Genomic DNA, 15,570 nt, shown 5'->3' with positions numbered 1-15,570 from the left:
AACTTATTTTATATCAAAATTCAGGAATTGTTCTTCACCTATCCATGCTTCCAGTTTATCACCCTGATGAACCTGACCAACACCTTCTGGTGTTCCGGTAAAAATCAGATCACCTTTTTTCAACGTAATGTATTGCGAAACGAAAGAAATGATTTTTTCAAAGGAGAACAGGATATTTTTAGTGTTTCCGTTCTGGCAGGTTTCTCCGTTTATTTTGAGTTCAAATTGTAAATCGTTCAGATCAGCTATCTGGGTTTTAGGAATAAAATGGCTTACTGCAGCTGAATTGTCAAAGGCCTTGGCCAGTTCCCAGGGTAATCCTTTCTCTTTAAGTGAAGACTGCAGATCACGCGCGGTAAAATCTATACCTAAACCAATTTCATCAAAATAACCGGAAGCGAATTTTTCTGCAATATGTTTTCCTTCTTTATTGATTTTAAGCACAACTTCCAGTTCATAATGAATGTCTGAAGAGAAATCTGGAAGGTAAAAAGGTTTATTGTCTTTAAGCACAGCCGTTTCTGGCTTCATGAAAATTACAGGACTTGATGGGAGAGGGTTATTTAATTCTTTAGCATGTGCAGCGTAGTTACGGCCAATAGCAATTATCTTCATAATAATAGGTATAAAAAAATAGTCTTTTATGTTAACATGCAGAGTGCATGATGCGTAAAAGTAAATTATATCCTGTAAAAAAAAGATTAAGAAGGAAATTAAAGCAGGATCTTAAAGAATAGAAATGCGTTTTACCACTGTTTCTGAACCTGCAACAAAACGAAGGAAATAGATTCCGCTGTTCAGACGGTTTGGAATAGTAAAGGTCTTGGTTTGTTCACCGGCAGATAAACGTTCGTTGGATAAGGTTACAACTTCGTTACCCAGCAGATCCATGATTTTAATAGACAGATTAGACTCCCGTTCCAGACGTATAGTCAGATTAATCTGATCATCAACCGGATTTGGATAAACTTTAAGTACGGTAAGAATTTTATCGGGTCTGCCACTACCTGATCTGCCATGGGAAAGCAGACTGTTATTTGGCGTTAGTGATGAACCCGGTAAATAACTTGGTTTGTACGAAGGGACATCACCTCTGATCTGAGGAGTCCTGACAATTCTTTTGTATTTGGAATTGACATTGATACTGTCACCTCGCTGAGCAAAAACTGTACTTCCACAGCATACACTGATGCAAAAAATGCAAATTATGTAAAGGCGTGAGATCGTTTTAGTTTTTGTATTCATCTATTGCAACAAAAGTAATGAATAATTCTACAGAATAATTAAAGTTTTTTTTGTTCTGGACAATATTTAACACATTTTAACAGTTGTCAATTTTGAAAAGTTGTCTTAGTGTATTTTATACGCAGATTTTGCAATTTAAAGGTGATCTTTTTTTTTAGATTTTTAATTTCTTCCTCTAAATTATCTATCCTGTTAACTGATTTCTTTAACTCTTCATTTTCTTTTTTCAGGTCAATCAGATGAAGGGTTAACTCCTCAATTTTCTTAAGCAGTTTAGTGTTCATATCTCCTATATTCTGCCCGTTTTCGGCTATTTCTTTAGCTGACGGGATTTCAGGAAGATGTTTGTTGACTTTTACATAGGCTTCAATATTTGCCAGAGACATCGGGGTATAGTCATTTTCAAATACATAATCCGGCCAGTTTGTAGCTTCTACTTTTATTTCCCGGGCACGGATTCCACCAAAAACTCTGCTGGCCGTCAGCTCTGACATCATTTCCCATTTCCCATTTGGCGATTCCGTTAGCCGTCCAGATTACATCACTTGAACGGTTTCCTGTCACAGCAGCATTGTCAAGAATTAAAGCATTTCTGGATCCGGTTAATTTATTAGATGCTCCCCTGATATGGAATGGACCAGCAGGATCGATTGTGCCAACTCCGGCGTTTCCTTCTGTGCCGAATTTATTGGTTTGAGCAAAAGATAACTGGCAGGCGAATGTTAAAATCAGAAGCGTTAAAGATGATTTCATAAAAATTCTAAATTATATCGCGAAACTACATTATATAAACAGGATAATAATGCTGTTTTTATACATAAGCATAAATAAATATGACATAGTGTTGCGTTTTCGGTAATTGTTTTTATAATTTACGGGTTGTAATCCGGAAGGCAAATACCTCTGTCCGGTGAGCAGTGAAAATCAACCAACTATACCAAATTTCTATGAAAAAAACATGTTTACTATTATTCCTGTGCATGATTGCCGGGACGCTTACCCTGCACGCCCAATGGTCAGTCGGCCTTGAGGCAGGTTACAACAAAAACTACATCTTTACCAATACCGGCTTTCGGGCCTTTACAGCGTATAAACCTATGGAAGGTTTTAACATTGGTATTCCGGTAAAATACACGCTGAATAACTGGTTTGCGGTACAGGCTGATCCTCAGTTTATCCGTAAAAGTTATAAAATGGAACGTTCGGGTTTTTTTGAGGGAGTTTATCAGAAAAACACGAACAATTATATCCAGTTACCTTTGATGGCGCACTTTATTTTTGGTGGTCAGAAAATAAAAGGCTTTTTTAATCTGGGTGGATATGCCGGTTACTGGTCGTCATCGCACATTAAAGGAACACAACTGGATCCTTTTTCAAAATCAAATGAGCTTCCGGATGATTTTCAGTCTAAAAGACTGCTGGATTTTGAACCAGGATATAATTATGATGAAAAGTATGAATTTGATAAACGTAAAGATCGCAGAATTGAACTCGGCTTACTTGCAGGAGCTGGTGTGAGTTATCAGCTTAAACCCCGTTATGAATTATTTGCAGAAGGCAGATACTACAGGGCACTGACAGATCAGCAGAAAAGCTATATGCTTAATCAGATTCCGCGTTATAACGACACCTTTACTATACAGGTGGGGTGCATGTATCGTTTAGGCAAATAAGCCCTATCTTAATTTATTTATCATTATTACAACCTTATGAAATCGACCTATCTTTTCTTATATAAAAATATGTTCCAGGTTATCCTGGGTATTTTAATCATTGGCACAACTGCTTCTTGCCGTAAAGAGCTGCCACAAGTCAATCAGCCAGAACGTTATATTTCCGGTAATTTTAGCGAGGCTTTTGAGGCTTATTGGAATGGGATGAACAATAATTATATCTTCTGGGATATAGACCCGACCAACTGGGATGAGGTATACAAAAAGTATCAGCCATTATTTGCCAAAATGAATATCAATGATTCTACGGATGTGAGAAAGTCTTATACCTATTTTAAGGAAATGACCTCACAACTGGTTGATTCGCATTATGCCTTACAGATCAATAGTAAATATGTGAAAGATTCTGCAACTTACATCAGTCCATCTGGTTTAAGGCATCAGAAACAGCCGGACTATCACGGTAATATCAATCCTAATTTCTTTTACAGTACTATTCCTCCAAAATATCTTGATCCGGGTTTTGTGAAAGGTTTTGTTAACTTTTCTGATGGAAGTCAGTTCTTCGCGATAGCCGGAAAGATTAAAAACAATATTCTTTATCTCCACTTTAACAGTTTCAGGGTTAATTCCGTTTTGAATGGTACAACTCCGAATAATGCTCAAAAAGCATTAAAGTATTATTTTGATCAGTTGAAAAATACGCCAAATCTTAAAGGACTGATCCTGGATGTAAGAAGTAACGGTGGTGGTGCACTGGCAGATCTGGACGTACTTGTCGGTGCTCTTACAGATAAAGCTTATGTGATTGGTGCTACCAGATCAAAAGGCGGAATGGGCAGGTTGGACTATACACCATGGGTACCAGCTTCCGTGCATCCTGCTAAAGATGCTAAAGCATTTACTGCACCGATAGTTGTCCTTGCAGATCTGAATTCAGTAAGTATGGCAGAGATGACTACTATGGCATTAAAAGCATTACCGACCAATAACGCAACCTTTGTTGGAGAACGTACCTGGGGTGGGAATGGGCCATTGTTAAGTAACGATGATTTTTACAACGGCGGGCAGTTTAAAACAGATTTCATGAGTCTGGTTTATACCTCAACACTGATGATGCGTTATAAAGATGGTAAAGTTTACGAAGGACTTGGTTTTCCGCCTGATGTAGAAGTGAAATATAACAAAGCAGCATTAGACGCAGGAACGGATCCGCAACTGGAAAAAGCGATCAGTCTGATCCCTCAGTAAGCTATAATACACAATCAATAATTCCCGGCCGTCCTCTGTTTTCAGGAAAACAGAGGACGGCTTTTTTTATTCTTTTGGCAGGCTTTCATTGCAGGAGGGCAAATGGTCAATAAAGAATAAGAAGTCATCTGGTTTCTAATGAGCCTATCCCTGCACATCATATCCGCTATATACTGGTTAATATTGAAGCGGGGTTGATACGGGGTTGATACGGTGTTGAAACGCCTCGACCCGTATCAACACCGTATCAACCCCGCTTCAATACCGTATTAAACTATAACAAAGTATAAAGGAGGTATATTGTAATTATATTGTTGTACTAATGGAATTATATATCTATATTGTTAATATGATATAGTTAATATAAAATATAAATTATGGCAACATTTTCAGGAGGATTAAATGATGGCTTTAGAGGCAGGGTGGGAAATACAGTAACTTATATGCTAAATGGAAAGCTCGTCAAGAGAACAATTGGTTTGCGTACAGATAAACCAACAGTTCCGGTATTACAGAGCAGACAGGTTACTGCGTTGATTACAGCTTTCCTTAAACCCGTTAAAGAGTTTATTACTATTGGATTTGAACTGGCAGGAAGAGTTAATTTAAAAAATTATTATAATATAGCCAGCTCGTATAACAGGGTAAATGCAATCTCTGGTATTTATCCTGAACAGCAAATAGATTTTGCAAAAGTTTTATTTAGTCAGGGGCAAATGCCGCTTACGCCAAACGTTTTTGTAAGCAGAACAGAGAATGGTTTAACCTTTAACTGGGACGTGAATTTTACTGCTGCTGGTATAAAGGGAAATGATCAGGTTATGCTGATGGCTTATGATCCAAAGCGTCGGGGTACTGTATTTCAATTAAATGCTGGCAGAAGAAACGAAGGGATAGCACATTTATCAATGAGGAAAAGGAAAAAACCGTTGTTGCTCGAAACTTACATTTCATTTATCTCTGAAAACCGGAAATGTGTTTCGAATAGTATTTATACGGGGCAGGTTATCTGGTAGCAGAATTAAGTTTATTTCAGGCATTTTATAATTTATTTAAATTAATCAATATGGCAATATTAAAACAGGGTTCACTAGGAATATTTACCGGGAAAATCGGCGCATTGGTAATTACCAAGTGGAAAGATAAATATGTGGGTAAAAGTAAGCCAAAGCCTTCTGCAAAGAAGGCCAGTGCTTTGCAACTTAGTCAGCGGACAAAGATCAGGCTGGCTGGTAAATTTATGCGGAGGTTTAAGTCTGTTGTAAGTTTTAGTTTTCAGAAGGTACCAAAAAACATGACCGCTATGAATTATGCCATGTGGTATAACCTGCGTGATGCAATTAGTGGGGAGTATCCGGATTTTACTATGGATTATGCAAAGGTAAGATTGAGTGAACCGGCGGATTATGCAACTGAAATTGATAACGGATATAATGTTGCAGTTACAGTGTCAGGAGCAAGAATAAGTGTTGCCTGGGAGGCGGATGAGCTACCTGATAACGACGAAACAAAAGCTACGGACAGAGCGTATTTCTTTTGCTTTCATCCTGAGAAAAATAGATTTGTTTCTCTGGAGAGTTCGCAAAGAAGTGATTTAAAGATCGATCTTAATTTACCGGACTTATTTGCCGGCGAGGTACATATGTGGCTTTTCTTTGCATCTGATAATCTGAAATATGTGTCGCAGACAGAGTATTTGGGTGAGTTTGTGATCGGTTTTTAATTGTTGGATGAAAAATTTAAAGCGGGTGAGGCGAAACAAAGGATTATTTCTTATCTCTATTGCTCATCATTCGACGAAAATTGAGGGTTCAATTTTAACGGAACTTGAAACACGAGTTTTATTAGAGGATGGACTGACACCTGGTAACAAAGCCTTGAATGATAGCCTTATGGTTACTGATCATTATGCCGCATTACAATTTGCACTAAAAGAAGCAAGAGCAAAACGGCCTTTATCGGTTGAGTTGCTGCAAGAAATAAATTCCCTCGTTATCAGAAATACCGGAAGTGTATATAATACGATGCCAGGTACAGTTGATGCCCGTGATGGAGAATTTCGAAAAGGTAACGTTGTTGGCGGAGATATGTACTTCCCTAACTATGATAAAGTTGTTTCGCTGGTTAACGATATGGTAGAGAAGATAAAAAGGTTAATGAAGAAGTCGTTAAAACTGGTTGATCAGATAAATCTTTCTTTTGATACACATTTTAATCTTGTAAATATTCACCCCTGGTATGATGGGAATGGCCGGACCTCAAGACTGATGATGAACTATGTACAGGCATTTTATGATCTGCCTCTTGCAATTGTGCACAATGAAAGTAAACCTAAATATATTACTGCCCTGAATGAATCTTTGGACAAAGATGATATTAAGATTTTTCGGGAGTTTATGGGAAAGGAATATGAACAGCTGTTAAAGGTGGAAATCAAAAAAATTGAAGACATGGACAAGCCAAAACGAGGTAAAGGTTTTACTTTGATGTTTTGAAATGGGATTTAAGTTTTACCTCAAGTCCCATTTGCACAGTATTTCTTAATATTGTCTGAAAAATAAACGCATCACCTGATCATTTCCGAAGACAGTTTTTTATCAACATGTCTGCACTTTGTTCTTTGTAATTATAGGACAATGACAACTATCCTTTAAAAGAATTTCTAAAAATTATGAGTTAGATAAACGTAATTACCAGCTTGTGAATGCAGTTCTTACCCATTTGTCTGTGTCAGTACACCAGTATAGGTAGCCACCTGCCAAACGTACTTCGTTTTTAACTCCGGTGGCTGTTGCAGAAGCGGGGGCGACAATCCCTGTGCCTCTTAATACAGCGACTCTATCTAACATCAATTTAGTGACATAACTGTATGCAGTTTTATTTGCTGAATAATCTTCGATCTCTTCCAGTCCTTTAGCAACAGAATAGTAATCCTGGACAAGTAATCCTCTTTCAGTTAATGCCAGCCCTCTTTGCTGCCCCGCAGGGCTGGATAATGACATTGATACACTAGTTGGAAATACTTGTATTGTACCATACTGATTTGTTGAGCTATTATTATAAAACATCCAGGAACCATACTCACCACTTGTATAAAAATTACCCGTTGCCGTACGACCCGTTTGTTTAACAGTTAACGCTCCGGTTATATTTTGATCAGCTATAAAGTTATTAGTCTGGTTTAAATTCGCTTTCAGATCTAATCCCCGTACAATCGGTGAATCTGCAGTACCTTCAAGGTCACCAGAAAGCCTTATTTTGCCTTGAGTAAAAATAGTGGCAGAAGGAACTGTAGCGGGATCGCCTTTAGGTCCGGGTGTTAAAGAAATTGAACTTATGAGATGATCTACCTCTGATTTGGTGTAAAAATTACTTAAATCGGCTGGACTGGCATCTTTCCAGGTGTCTGTGATCGGATTGTAAATGCGTAATTTTTGTAAAGTAGTATTGTAAACTAGTTTAGCTGTATTTGCTCCTGCTATACTGGCATTTAAATCATCCGTTGATGAAGTTGGAATACCCAGACGTTTGATAACTGATAAATATGCGTCGCTTTGAGTAAAAGAAGCGTCCGATCTTGTTTTTAATACCGGAGAGATTTGTGCAAATGCCGTTAAATTATTTAACAGTATCGCCATAAATAGTAATTGTTTCATTTTTGTGTGTTTTAGTTGATGAATATTTTTGTGTCCAGCCCATCCAGATCCCATTCAATGGATTCGGTAGAACCGTCAGGGTTGTATACCATTCTGTAGTCAGAAACAGGCTTCCAGACCTGGGTTTCGGGTACTTTTACCTGTGCCGATGACCGGGCGACAGTTCCGTATTTTTGCTGAAACTCTTCTGTCCAGTTTATCCGGTAGACCTGCTGTCCGCTGATCAGTATAGGATCTTCGCGTTCTATAAGGTCCTGTAACCTGTTAATGTCCGCGGTGTAATCTTTAAGTGCTGCCAGTTTTTGCTTTTCCGGAGTGGAAAAATCATTGCTGGATAAATCTTTCCCCTCTTGTTTATCTACTTTGTTCTGGATATTGTGGGCATAAGGATCGGTTAGGTGGGCAGTAAATGCTTCTGCATCAGCTTTCTGATCGAACCTTTTATCCAGATTTTCAATGGAGCTTGTGGGGATGGTATCATCCTTATGCCAGAAAGAATCCCATGTATCCCAGAACTGTGCCTGAGTAGGTTTTAAACCAGTCCTAAACCAGTTTTTTATCGTGTTTAAAATTTGCTTTGCCATGATTAATTTTTAGAGTGTATTGATTACCGGATCCAGGTTTTCTGATTGGCAAAACTGTAGGAATTTGTTTATTTAAAAAAACATTAAATCAATCATTGTCAGTTTTTTAGCTGTTTTTGTGTGGGTTTTATACAGGCATTGATGTTCAGATTTACTGACCCGGAACCGGGTCATCAGCAATATGTGTTACCTTACTAATTTCTATAATCGTAATTCGATCTAAAAAAGAAACCCGTCTCCTGATCATTTCAGAGGACGGGTTTCTTTTTTAGTCTCAGCGCTGTTAATCCACACTATTCTTCACATTCAGCTTGCTATGGTGAAAACCATACAGGAAATAAACGACCAGCCCGATAACCAGCCAGATGCCAAATCCTATCCAGTTGGATATACCCAGTTCACACATCATATAAAGACAGCTCATTAATCCCAGTACAGGGATCAGAGATAAGTTTTTGGTGATACAGTAATAAGTAATTACTAAACACATGACAAAAAAGATCCACATTGGGATTTTATGTTTAAATAAAGCCCAGCCGCTTTCAAATTTCTTGTCAGCACTGATCGTACTTCTATCTATAAAGCTCTGATATTGTTCTGTGGTCAGGCCGTTCAGATAAGCTTCAGCATCAATATTCTTTTCTACCACATTTAATAATTTCTGCTCTGCTTTAATCTCCGTCTGGATAGTAGCCAGTTCAGTTTTATTCAGTGAAGTCAGTAAACTTATCGGATCATGTACTTTAGTTTTATTGGTGATAAATTCCGTCGTCTCTGTCTTGAAGAACACAAAGCCAGAAATGATCACACCAATGAATACTACAGGAATAATAAATTTTGAATTCACATAAGGAGTTCTGAATTTACCTCTCTGGATATCAGGTTTGTTTTGTAAAACCAATACTCCGGCACATACCAGTACAAAAGCGAATAAAGTACCAATCGAACATAAATCTGTAACGATAGTCAGGTTCATAAACAAAGAAGGAACGGCAACGACAAAACCAACTACAATAGTTGCAAATGAAGGTGTCTTATAAACCGGGTGGATTTTAGAAAATCTTTTGGGTAATAGCCCGTCGCGGCTCATGCTCATCCAGATTCTGGGTTGTCCCATTTGAAAAACAAGCAATACACTGGCCATAGCAAATACTGCACTGACAGCAATGATTCCGCTCATCAGTTTCAGGTTGATATGATCAAATACAAAAGCCAGCGGATCACCCACTGCAAGCAGGTCATATCTTACAATCCCGGTTAAAACCAGTGCAATAGCTACGTAAAGGATAGTACAGATAATAATTGCCCACATCATCCCTCTTGGTAGATCTCTCTGCGGGTTTTTACACTCTTCAGCAGTGGTAGAAATAGCATCAAAGCCTATATAAGCAAAGAATACAGCCGAAACACCTTTGAGAATACCAGAAACACCATTAGGTGCAAAAGGATTCCAGTTTTGAACATCAATATAGAATATACCTACAGAAAGAACCAGTAAGATTACAGCCAGTTTTACAATGACCATGGCGTTACTGGCATTTTTAGACTCTTTCATTCCTCTGTAAACCAGCCAGGTTATCAGGATGATAATACCTAAAGCAGGTAAGTCAGCGACGATATGGAAACCACCAATGGTAGGAGCTGTAGTCCAGGCGTTATTCGCAATGCGGGTTGCATCATCCAGGTTAGCAAAGCTCTTGCCTGCATTTAATAAAGCTTCAGCATGTTTATGCCCGTTAAATGCTGTCAGATAATCCATCGTCATCCAGTCGGGCAGATTGATACCTTTGATGCCTAATGCGGGGATCTGAATGGAGGAGAGCAGTCCCGTAAAATAATCAGACCAGGAGATGGCTACAGTAATATTACCAATAGCATACTCCATAATGAGCGACCACCCGATAATCCAGGCCACCAGTTCTCCAAAAGCAACATAAGAATAAGTATATGCACTCCCCGAAACAGGAACCATAGAAGCAAACTCTGCATAGGCAAATGCTGCAAAACTACAGGCTACAGCGGTGAAAATAAATAAGAAAATTACCGCAGGACCTCCGTCGGCACTTGCTTTTCCAATTGTACTGAAAATCCCGGCACCGATAATTGCGGCAATTCCGAATGCAGTCAGGTCTCTTACACCGAGTGTTTTATTTAAAGATGCGCCATGATCACCATAGCCCTTTTCGGCATCTTCTAGTATTTTAGTGATAGACTTTTTTCTGAAAAGATTTTCAAACATAATGAGCTATTCGGTTAGATTATTTCGCTGAAAGTATAAAAAATATTATAAAACTAATCTAATTTGTCCAATTCATCTTTTACAAATGAAGCCAGCTCTTTTATATAACTGCTGCTAAAGTCAAATTTAATACCAGCAGTTTCGTAGATCTCGTTCATCGGTTTGGTATAGCCAAGTGCCAATGCATCAAGATATTGCTGTAAAGCTTTCTCCGGATTCTCTTTGTAGTTTTTCCAGATCGCAATAGCTCCTAATTGTGCAATCGCATATTCTATATAATAAAAAGGAACCTGGAAAAGATGCAGCTGTTTTTGCCAGATATTTCCGAACTCCTGTTCCAGACCTTCCCAGTTTGAAAAACCTGAACCAAATCTTTCATAGATCTGTTTGAAGGCAACCTCTCTGTCAGCGGCATTATGTGTCGGGTTGGTATAAATCCAGTGCTGGAACTGATCAATTACAGCTACCCATGGCAAAGTTTTCAATACATCCTGTAATTGTTCTTTTTTTGCACGGATGAGGTCAGCTGGATTATCAAAATAAATATCCCATTTATCCATAGAAATCAATTCCATACTCATAGAGGCCAGTTCAGCAACTTCCGAAGGGCAGTGTTTGAAGTCATTAAGCTCCAGATCTGCAGTCAGAAAAGTATGCACTGCATGTCCGCCTTCATGAACCATCGTGGTCAGATCTCTTAATGAACCTGCCGAGTTCATGAAAATAAACGGAGCACCTGTTTCTGCCAGCGGATAATTATATCCCCCCGGTGCTTTACCTTTTCTGCTTTCTACATCAAACAGGTTATTTGCTTTCATAATAGAAAGCATCTGGCCTAATTTAGGATCAATTGCAGTAAAGGCAGCTATGGTTTTTTCAATCAGCTCCTGGCCATCTTTGAATGGTTTTAAAGCTGCTTTACCCGAAGTACTTACTTCCATATCCCATGGCTTCAATACTTCAAGACCCAGTAATTCTGCTCTTTTCTCTGCCTGTTCTTTTAAAATAGGAACAATCTCTTTTTCGATAGCCTCATGGAAAGCATAACAGTCTTTTGGACTATAGTCAAATCTGCCCAGCGCCTGGAACATATAATCCCTGTAGTTTTCGAATCCTGCATTCAGTGCAACCTGATGACGCATGGCAACTAATTCATCAAATACAATGTTCAGTGCATCCTTGTCTACCAGGCGACGTTGTTGTATCGATTCCCAGGCCTGCTGACGCACAGCTCTGTCTACATCTTTAGTGAGTACGCCTGCCTGTTCCAGTGTATATTCCTGATCATTAATGACCACGCTCATGGCACCGGTGATAGCCTGATATTTTTGTTGAGTGATTTGCTGTCTGGTAAACAATTCAACGTTTTCCTCTCTGTAAATCTCCAGGGCTTTTTTGATCGCTCTTAAATAAACAAAGTATTTAGTCTGATCCAGCTGATCTGTAAAAGGACTGTCAACCAGTTTCTGATTCAGCAGGTTTGCAACAGGGGAGATCTTTGGTTCAATCTCGGTTGCGAAATACTGAAAGCTGGTAACCAGTTCTTCATTGGCTGTATCACAACTCATTTTAATATATCTCCAGGCAAAATCTTCTTCCAGTGCCGCCTCAAGCTCACTTTTGTCTCTGAGCCATTTTTCCAGCTCTGTAACGCTGGTAATTTTTCTGTCCAGCAGTTCATCCAGGACAGGAGAAAGATTTTCCCATTTGATTTCAAGATCCTGAGGAATATAGGTTCTGGTTTTCTTTGGTATAATAAGATTGATCATCGGTCTAGAATTTGAATATTGTTCTTAAAAAAGCATCCAGCAAAAAGCAGGCTGCAAAAATCACTGAGGCTAATCCGTTAGTGGTGGCAAATGCTTTGTTCACTTTACTGATATCATTTGGTTTGACCAGCAGGTGCTGATAAATCAGCATCGAACAAAAGAAAGTCACACCCAGGTAGTAGGCCCAGCTGAAAGTAGAAAATACGATGGGTAAGATGACACAGATGGCAGACAGGACATGCAAAAATTCAGATAACCTGAGTGCTTTTTTCCTGCCGATAGCAGAAGGAATAGAATGCAGATTTTCACCTTTATCAAACTCTTCATCCTGCAGGGCATAAATAATATCAAAGCCGCTTACCCAGAACAGGACGGCAAATGAATACAATACCGGCACCAGGGCGAAAGATCCTGTTACTGCAATATATGCACCGATAGGAGCAAGTGATAAACCCAGACCCAGTACCAGATGGCATAAAGCTGTAAATCTTTTGGTATAGCTGTAAAACAGGACAACAAACAGGGCGACAGGGGAAAGGTATAAACATAACCTGTTAATGAAAGCTGTGGTGATAATGAAAAGCACACAGTTGACGATAACAAATATCAGCGCTTCGTTTGCAGAAACCTTTCCGGCCGGGATGTCCCGCATATTGGTACGTGGATTCTTCGCATCAATATCTCTGTCCAGATACCTGTTAAAAGCCATGGCAGAGTTCCTGGCAAAGACCATACAAAGGAGTACTAATAACAAAATCACCCAGTTGAAAGGGTGATCTGTAGTGGTAACTCCTAAAAAGAAACCAATCATCGCAAATGGTAATGCGAAAACTGAATGTGCAAAAAGCACGAGTGAAAAATACTTCTTCATTTAAAGGTGCTGTTATTAATCTTCGTCAGGCGTCAGGATCGGCATTGCAAAATCAAGATTGGTCTGCTCTATAAAATTAAGGATCTCATCTCTTCCTACCAGTTTTTCTGCCGAAGTAGAGAAGATTGGCGGAATCTCTTCAAACCAGCCTGAAAGTTCTTTTTTGAAAAGAGCGATATTCTGATTGGTTTTAGTTACAGACTGTTTATCTGCCTTGGTGAATGCCAGAACGAAAGGGATTTGTATCTCACCCATCCAGCAGCAAAACTCAATATCTATCTTTTGCGGCGGAAGGCGGCTGTCAATTAAAACGAATACACATTGTAAACTTTCTCTCTTGGTAATGTAGTTGCGGATAAATTTCTCCCAGCTTTCACGGCTGTTTTTAGAAACTTTCGCATAACCATAACCCGGTAAATCGACGATATACCACTTTTCATTAACCAAAAAATGGTTGATTAATTGTGTTTTTCCTGGTTTTTGGGACGTTTTTGCCAATCCGTGCTGGTTAACCAGCATATTAATCAGGGATGACTTTCCTACGTTAGAGCGGCCAATAAAAGCATATTCGGGCATGTTGGCTACTGGCAGTGCCGATATCTTGGTATTACTGCAAATAAATGTTGCTGATTTTATAATCATTTGACAAAGGTAGAAAATTAGTTTTCAACAATACTTATCTTTGCTGCACACCATGAACGAAAAAATAACTCCATACCAATCCGCTACGATCACAAAAAAGGAACAGGTAACCACAATGTTTGATAACATTGCCGGAACTTATGACTTCCTGAATCATTTTCTTTCTGCAGGAATAGACATCCTATGGCGTAAAAAGGCCATTCGTGAATTGTCGGCATTAAAACCACAGCATATTCTGGATGTAGCCACAGGAACAGGTGACTTTGCTTTTGAGGCTATCAAAATACTTCATCCTAAAAAAATAACAGGCGTAGATATTTCTGCCGGAATGCTTGAAGTGGCCCGGAAAAAGATAACAGAACGTAATTTACAGGATGTTTTTAGTGTGGAAATCGGAGATTCAGAAGGTCTTAAATTTGAAGACAATCATTTTGATGCGATTACTGTTGCATTTGGTGTAAGAAATTACCAGAATCTTGAACAGGGTTTAGCCGACATGCTGCGGGTATTAAAACCAGGTGGAAAGGTGGTGATCCTGGAATTCTCCAAACCGACCATGTTCCCGGTTAAACAGCTGTATAATTTTTATTTTAAATACGTATTGCCGGTATTTGGAAAGATATTTTCAAAGGATGCCAGGGCATATACTTATCTGAATGAATCAGCAGTTGCATTTCCCGATGGAAAATCTTTTATTGCAGTAATGGATAAGGTAGGTTATCAGACTACAAAACACAGGCCGCTGACATTTGGTATCAGCACAATATATACCGGAATAAAAGGTTAATACATTCAGATGAAATTAAAACTAAGCCTTTTGGCGCTTCTTCTTTTACCATTTGCTGCTGTCCGGGCTCAGAACTGGGGCGGTGGGGTAGATGATGAGTTAGTCCATTTTGGCTTTACTTTCCAGTATACAGGTGCTACTTATAAGGTTAAGAAAAAAGCAAACTGGAGAGACCCTTATGTGTCCAATACAGGAAGGGGGACGATTACAGATTCACTGAATGCAATGTATGGCAAATCATCTCCGGGTTTCGGAATTGGTTTTGTAGTGAATGGCAGAATCAGTAATCATATAGATCTGAGACTGACGCCTACACTGGTGTTTACAGACAGGCTGATGGAGTATGAATATTCTACTGCCAGGATACCGGCATACAATCCGGTATTTAATAGTGTGGAGAAGAAAGTGGTAGCCACAATGGTGGAATTCCCGCTGGGCATCAAGATCAAATCCAACAGAAGAAATAACTTCAGGGCTTATATGTTATATGGAGCAAAATATTCTATGGATATTGCATCCAAGAAAAAGACAGATGATTCTGATAAGGACGAAGAGTATAAATTGCTTAAAAACCGGAAGAGCTATTTTTCTGCTGAAGCAGCATTTGGGATGGATTTATACTTCGAATATTTCAAAATGTCTCCTGAAATCAAATTGTCTTATTCACTAAATGATATTTTGGACAGGAAAGAAGTAAATCCGTTCAATAACCCAATAGATAAATTAATGTTGCGTCATGTGACATTCAGTTTATTTTTTGAGTGATGCACCACAGGTGAAATTTAATAGCTTTGTCTGGAAGGACCTCTATAGCTCCTGCTCAGGATAGAATAATTGAATACTGCATCCTGAG

Annotated in this window: 17 protein-coding genes; 7 read left to right on the top strand and 10 right to left on the bottom strand. The window is 38.8% G+C overall.

The window, feature by feature from the left end; translation table 11 throughout:
* Positions 1–3: 3 nt before the first annotated feature.
* The 4 genes from PL_RS11315 to PL_RS11300 form a co-directional block, all read right to left on the bottom strand.
* A complete protein-coding gene (locus PL_RS11315; RefSeq protein ID WP_041882724.1) occupies positions 4–615 on the bottom strand; it encodes a fumarylacetoacetate hydrolase family protein in 612 nt (203 codons plus the stop codon).
* A gap of 111 nt (positions 616–726) precedes the next feature.
* Positions 727–1,245, bottom strand: a complete 519-nt coding sequence (locus PL_RS11310) for a T9SS type A sorting domain-containing protein (protein WP_235324542.1) — start codon at positions 1,243–1,245, stop codon at positions 727–729.
* 86 nt (positions 1,246–1,331) lie between these two features.
* Positions 1,332–1,742, bottom strand: a complete 411-nt coding sequence (locus PL_RS11305) for a hypothetical protein (protein WP_348621724.1) — start codon at positions 1,740–1,742, stop codon at positions 1,332–1,334.
* Positions 1,648–1,998 (bottom strand): hypothetical protein, encoded by a 351-nt coding sequence (locus PL_RS11300; RefSeq protein WP_052496333.1) that lies wholly within the window; start codon positions 1,996–1,998, stop codon positions 1,648–1,650. The genes PL_RS11305 and PL_RS11300 overlap by 95 nt, the downstream gene beginning before the upstream one ends.
* A 194-nt stretch (positions 1,999–2,192) precedes the next feature.
* On the opposite strand from PL_RS11300, the gene PL_RS11295 reads away from it, so the two are divergent.
* From PL_RS11295 to PL_RS11275, 5 genes are all read left to right on the top strand, one after another.
* Entirely contained in the window at positions 2,193–2,918 is a 726-nt protein-coding gene (locus PL_RS11295; protein WP_041882726.1) for a porin family protein, read from the top strand.
* 36 nt (positions 2,919–2,954) lie between these two features.
* Positions 2,955–4,169 (top strand): S41 family peptidase, encoded by a 1,215-nt coding sequence (locus PL_RS11290; protein ID WP_041882727.1) that lies wholly within the window; start codon positions 2,955–2,957, stop codon positions 4,167–4,169.
* A 377-nt stretch (positions 4,170–4,546) separates the two neighbouring features.
* Positions 4,547–5,185: a DUF6266 family protein gene (locus tag PL_RS11285; protein ID WP_041882729.1), complete on the top strand. Its 639-nt coding sequence runs from the start codon at positions 4,547–4,549 to the stop codon at positions 5,183–5,185.
* 50 nt (positions 5,186–5,235) lie between these two features.
* The gene (locus PL_RS11280) at positions 5,236–5,892 is read left to right on the top strand and encodes a DUF6266 family protein (protein WP_041882730.1); all 657 of its coding nucleotides are present in this window, start codon (positions 5,236–5,238) and stop codon (positions 5,890–5,892) included.
* Positions 5,893–5,899: 7 nt separating this feature from the next.
* Positions 5,900–6,664 (top strand): Fic family protein, encoded by a 765-nt coding sequence (locus tag PL_RS11275; protein WP_052496335.1) that lies wholly within the window; start codon positions 5,900–5,902, stop codon positions 6,662–6,664.
* Between the two features lie 195 nt (positions 6,665–6,859).
* Here the strand turns inward: PL_RS11275 and PL_RS11270 are convergent, their stop codons facing one another.
* The 6 genes from PL_RS11270 to yihA form a co-directional block, all read right to left on the bottom strand.
* The gene (locus PL_RS11270; RefSeq protein WP_152620323.1) at positions 6,860–7,825 is read right to left on the bottom strand and encodes a hypothetical protein; all 966 of its coding nucleotides are present in this window, start codon (positions 7,823–7,825) and stop codon (positions 6,860–6,862) included.
* 11 nt (positions 7,826–7,836) lie between these two features.
* Positions 7,837–8,409, bottom strand: coding sequence for a hypothetical protein (locus tag PL_RS11265; RefSeq protein WP_041882733.1), 573 nt, complete (start codon positions 8,407–8,409; stop codon positions 7,837–7,839).
* A gap of 283 nt (positions 8,410–8,692) precedes the next feature.
* On the bottom strand, positions 8,693–10,648 hold the full coding sequence (locus PL_RS11260) for an amino acid permease (RefSeq protein WP_041882734.1): 1,956 nt from the start codon (positions 10,646–10,648) through the stop codon (positions 8,693–8,695).
* Positions 10,649–10,701: 53 nt separating this feature from the next.
* Complete coding sequence (locus tag PL_RS11255; protein ID WP_041882736.1) at positions 10,702–12,417, bottom strand: M3 family oligoendopeptidase; 1,716 nt, start codon at positions 12,415–12,417, stop codon at positions 10,702–10,704.
* A 4-nt stretch (positions 12,418–12,421) separates the two neighbouring features.
* Positions 12,422–13,288: a UbiA-like polyprenyltransferase gene (locus tag PL_RS11250; protein WP_041882738.1), complete on the bottom strand. Its 867-nt coding sequence runs from the start codon at positions 13,286–13,288 to the stop codon at positions 12,422–12,424.
* Positions 13,289–13,303: 15 nt separating this feature from the next.
* Positions 13,304–13,930 (bottom strand): ribosome biogenesis GTP-binding protein YihA/YsxC, encoded by a 627-nt coding sequence (gene yihA, locus PL_RS11245; RefSeq protein ID WP_041882740.1) that lies wholly within the window; start codon positions 13,928–13,930, stop codon positions 13,304–13,306.
* A gap of 52 nt (positions 13,931–13,982) precedes the next feature.
* Here yihA and ubiE point away from each other — a divergent pair, with 52 nt between their 5' ends.
* Together ubiE and PL_RS11235 are read left to right on the top strand one after the other, a co-directional pair.
* On the top strand, positions 13,983–14,717 hold the full coding sequence (gene ubiE, locus PL_RS11240; RefSeq protein ID WP_041882741.1) for a bifunctional demethylmenaquinone methyltransferase/2-methoxy-6-polyprenyl-1,4-benzoquinol methylase UbiE: 735 nt from the start codon (positions 13,983–13,985) through the stop codon (positions 14,715–14,717).
* A 9-nt stretch (positions 14,718–14,726) separates the two neighbouring features.
* Positions 14,727–15,482, top strand: a complete 756-nt coding sequence (locus PL_RS11235; protein WP_041882743.1) for an outer membrane beta-barrel protein — start codon at positions 14,727–14,729, stop codon at positions 15,480–15,482.
* Positions 15,483–15,570: the final 88 nt, after the last annotated feature.

The organism is Pedobacter lusitanus (genome assembly GCF_040026395.1).
Lineage (GTDB): Bacteria > Bacteroidota > Bacteroidia > Sphingobacteriales > Sphingobacteriaceae > Pedobacter > Pedobacter lusitanus.
This window is presented reverse-complemented; position numbering and strand designations above follow the sequence as displayed.

What these genes read in the sequence shown, in the direction of transcription:
- PL_RS11300 (WP_052496333.1), bottom strand. Translation starts at nt 1,998, where the DNA reads ATGAAATCATCTTTAACGCTTCTGATTTTAACATTCGCCTGCCAGTTA.
- PL_RS11295 (WP_041882726.1), top strand. Translation starts at nt 2,193, where the DNA reads ATGAAAAAAACATGTTTACTATTATTCCTGTGCATGATTGCCGGGACG.
- ubiE (WP_041882741.1), top strand. Translation starts at nt 13,983, where the DNA reads ATGAACGAAAAAATAACTCCATACCAATCCGCTACGATCACAAAAAAG.
- PL_RS11305 (WP_348621724.1), bottom strand. Translation starts at nt 1,742, where the DNA reads ATGATGTCAGAGCTGACGGCCAGCAGAGTTTTTGGTGGAATCCGTGCC.
- PL_RS11275 (WP_052496335.1), top strand. Translation starts at nt 5,900, where the DNA reads ATGAAAAATTTAAAGCGGGTGAGGCGAAACAAAGGATTATTTCTTATC.
- PL_RS11310 (WP_235324542.1), bottom strand. Translation starts at nt 1,245, where the DNA reads ATGAATACAAAAACTAAAACGATCTCACGCCTTTACATAATTTGCATT.
- yihA (WP_041882740.1), bottom strand. Translation starts at nt 13,930, where the DNA reads ATGATTATAAAATCAGCAACATTTATTTGCAGTAATACCAAGATATCG.
- PL_RS11280 (WP_041882730.1), top strand. Translation starts at nt 5,236, where the DNA reads ATGGCAATATTAAAACAGGGTTCACTAGGAATATTTACCGGGAAAATC.
- PL_RS11255 (WP_041882736.1), bottom strand. Translation starts at nt 12,417, where the DNA reads ATGATCAATCTTATTATACCAAAGAAAACCAGAACCTATATTCCTCAG.
- PL_RS11315 (WP_041882724.1), bottom strand. Translation starts at nt 615, where the DNA reads ATGAAGATAATTGCTATTGGCCGTAACTACGCTGCACATGCTAAAGAA.
- PL_RS11285 (WP_041882729.1), top strand. Translation starts at nt 4,547, where the DNA reads ATGGCAACATTTTCAGGAGGATTAAATGATGGCTTTAGAGGCAGGGTG.
- PL_RS11250 (WP_041882738.1), bottom strand. Translation starts at nt 13,288, where the DNA reads ATGAAGAAGTATTTTTCACTCGTGCTTTTTGCACATTCAGTTTTCGCA.
- PL_RS11260 (WP_041882734.1), bottom strand. Translation starts at nt 10,648, where the DNA reads ATGTTTGAAAATCTTTTCAGAAAAAAGTCTATCACTAAAATACTAGAA.
- PL_RS11290 (WP_041882727.1), top strand. Translation starts at nt 2,955, where the DNA reads ATGAAATCGACCTATCTTTTCTTATATAAAAATATGTTCCAGGTTATC.
- PL_RS11265 (WP_041882733.1), bottom strand. Translation starts at nt 8,409, where the DNA reads ATGGCAAAGCAAATTTTAAACACGATAAAAAACTGGTTTAGGACTGGT.
- PL_RS11235 (WP_041882743.1), top strand. Translation starts at nt 14,727, where the DNA reads ATGAAATTAAAACTAAGCCTTTTGGCGCTTCTTCTTTTACCATTTGCT.
- PL_RS11270 (WP_152620323.1), bottom strand. Translation starts at nt 7,825, where the DNA reads ATGAAACAATTACTATTTATGGCGATACTGTTAAATAATTTAACGGCA.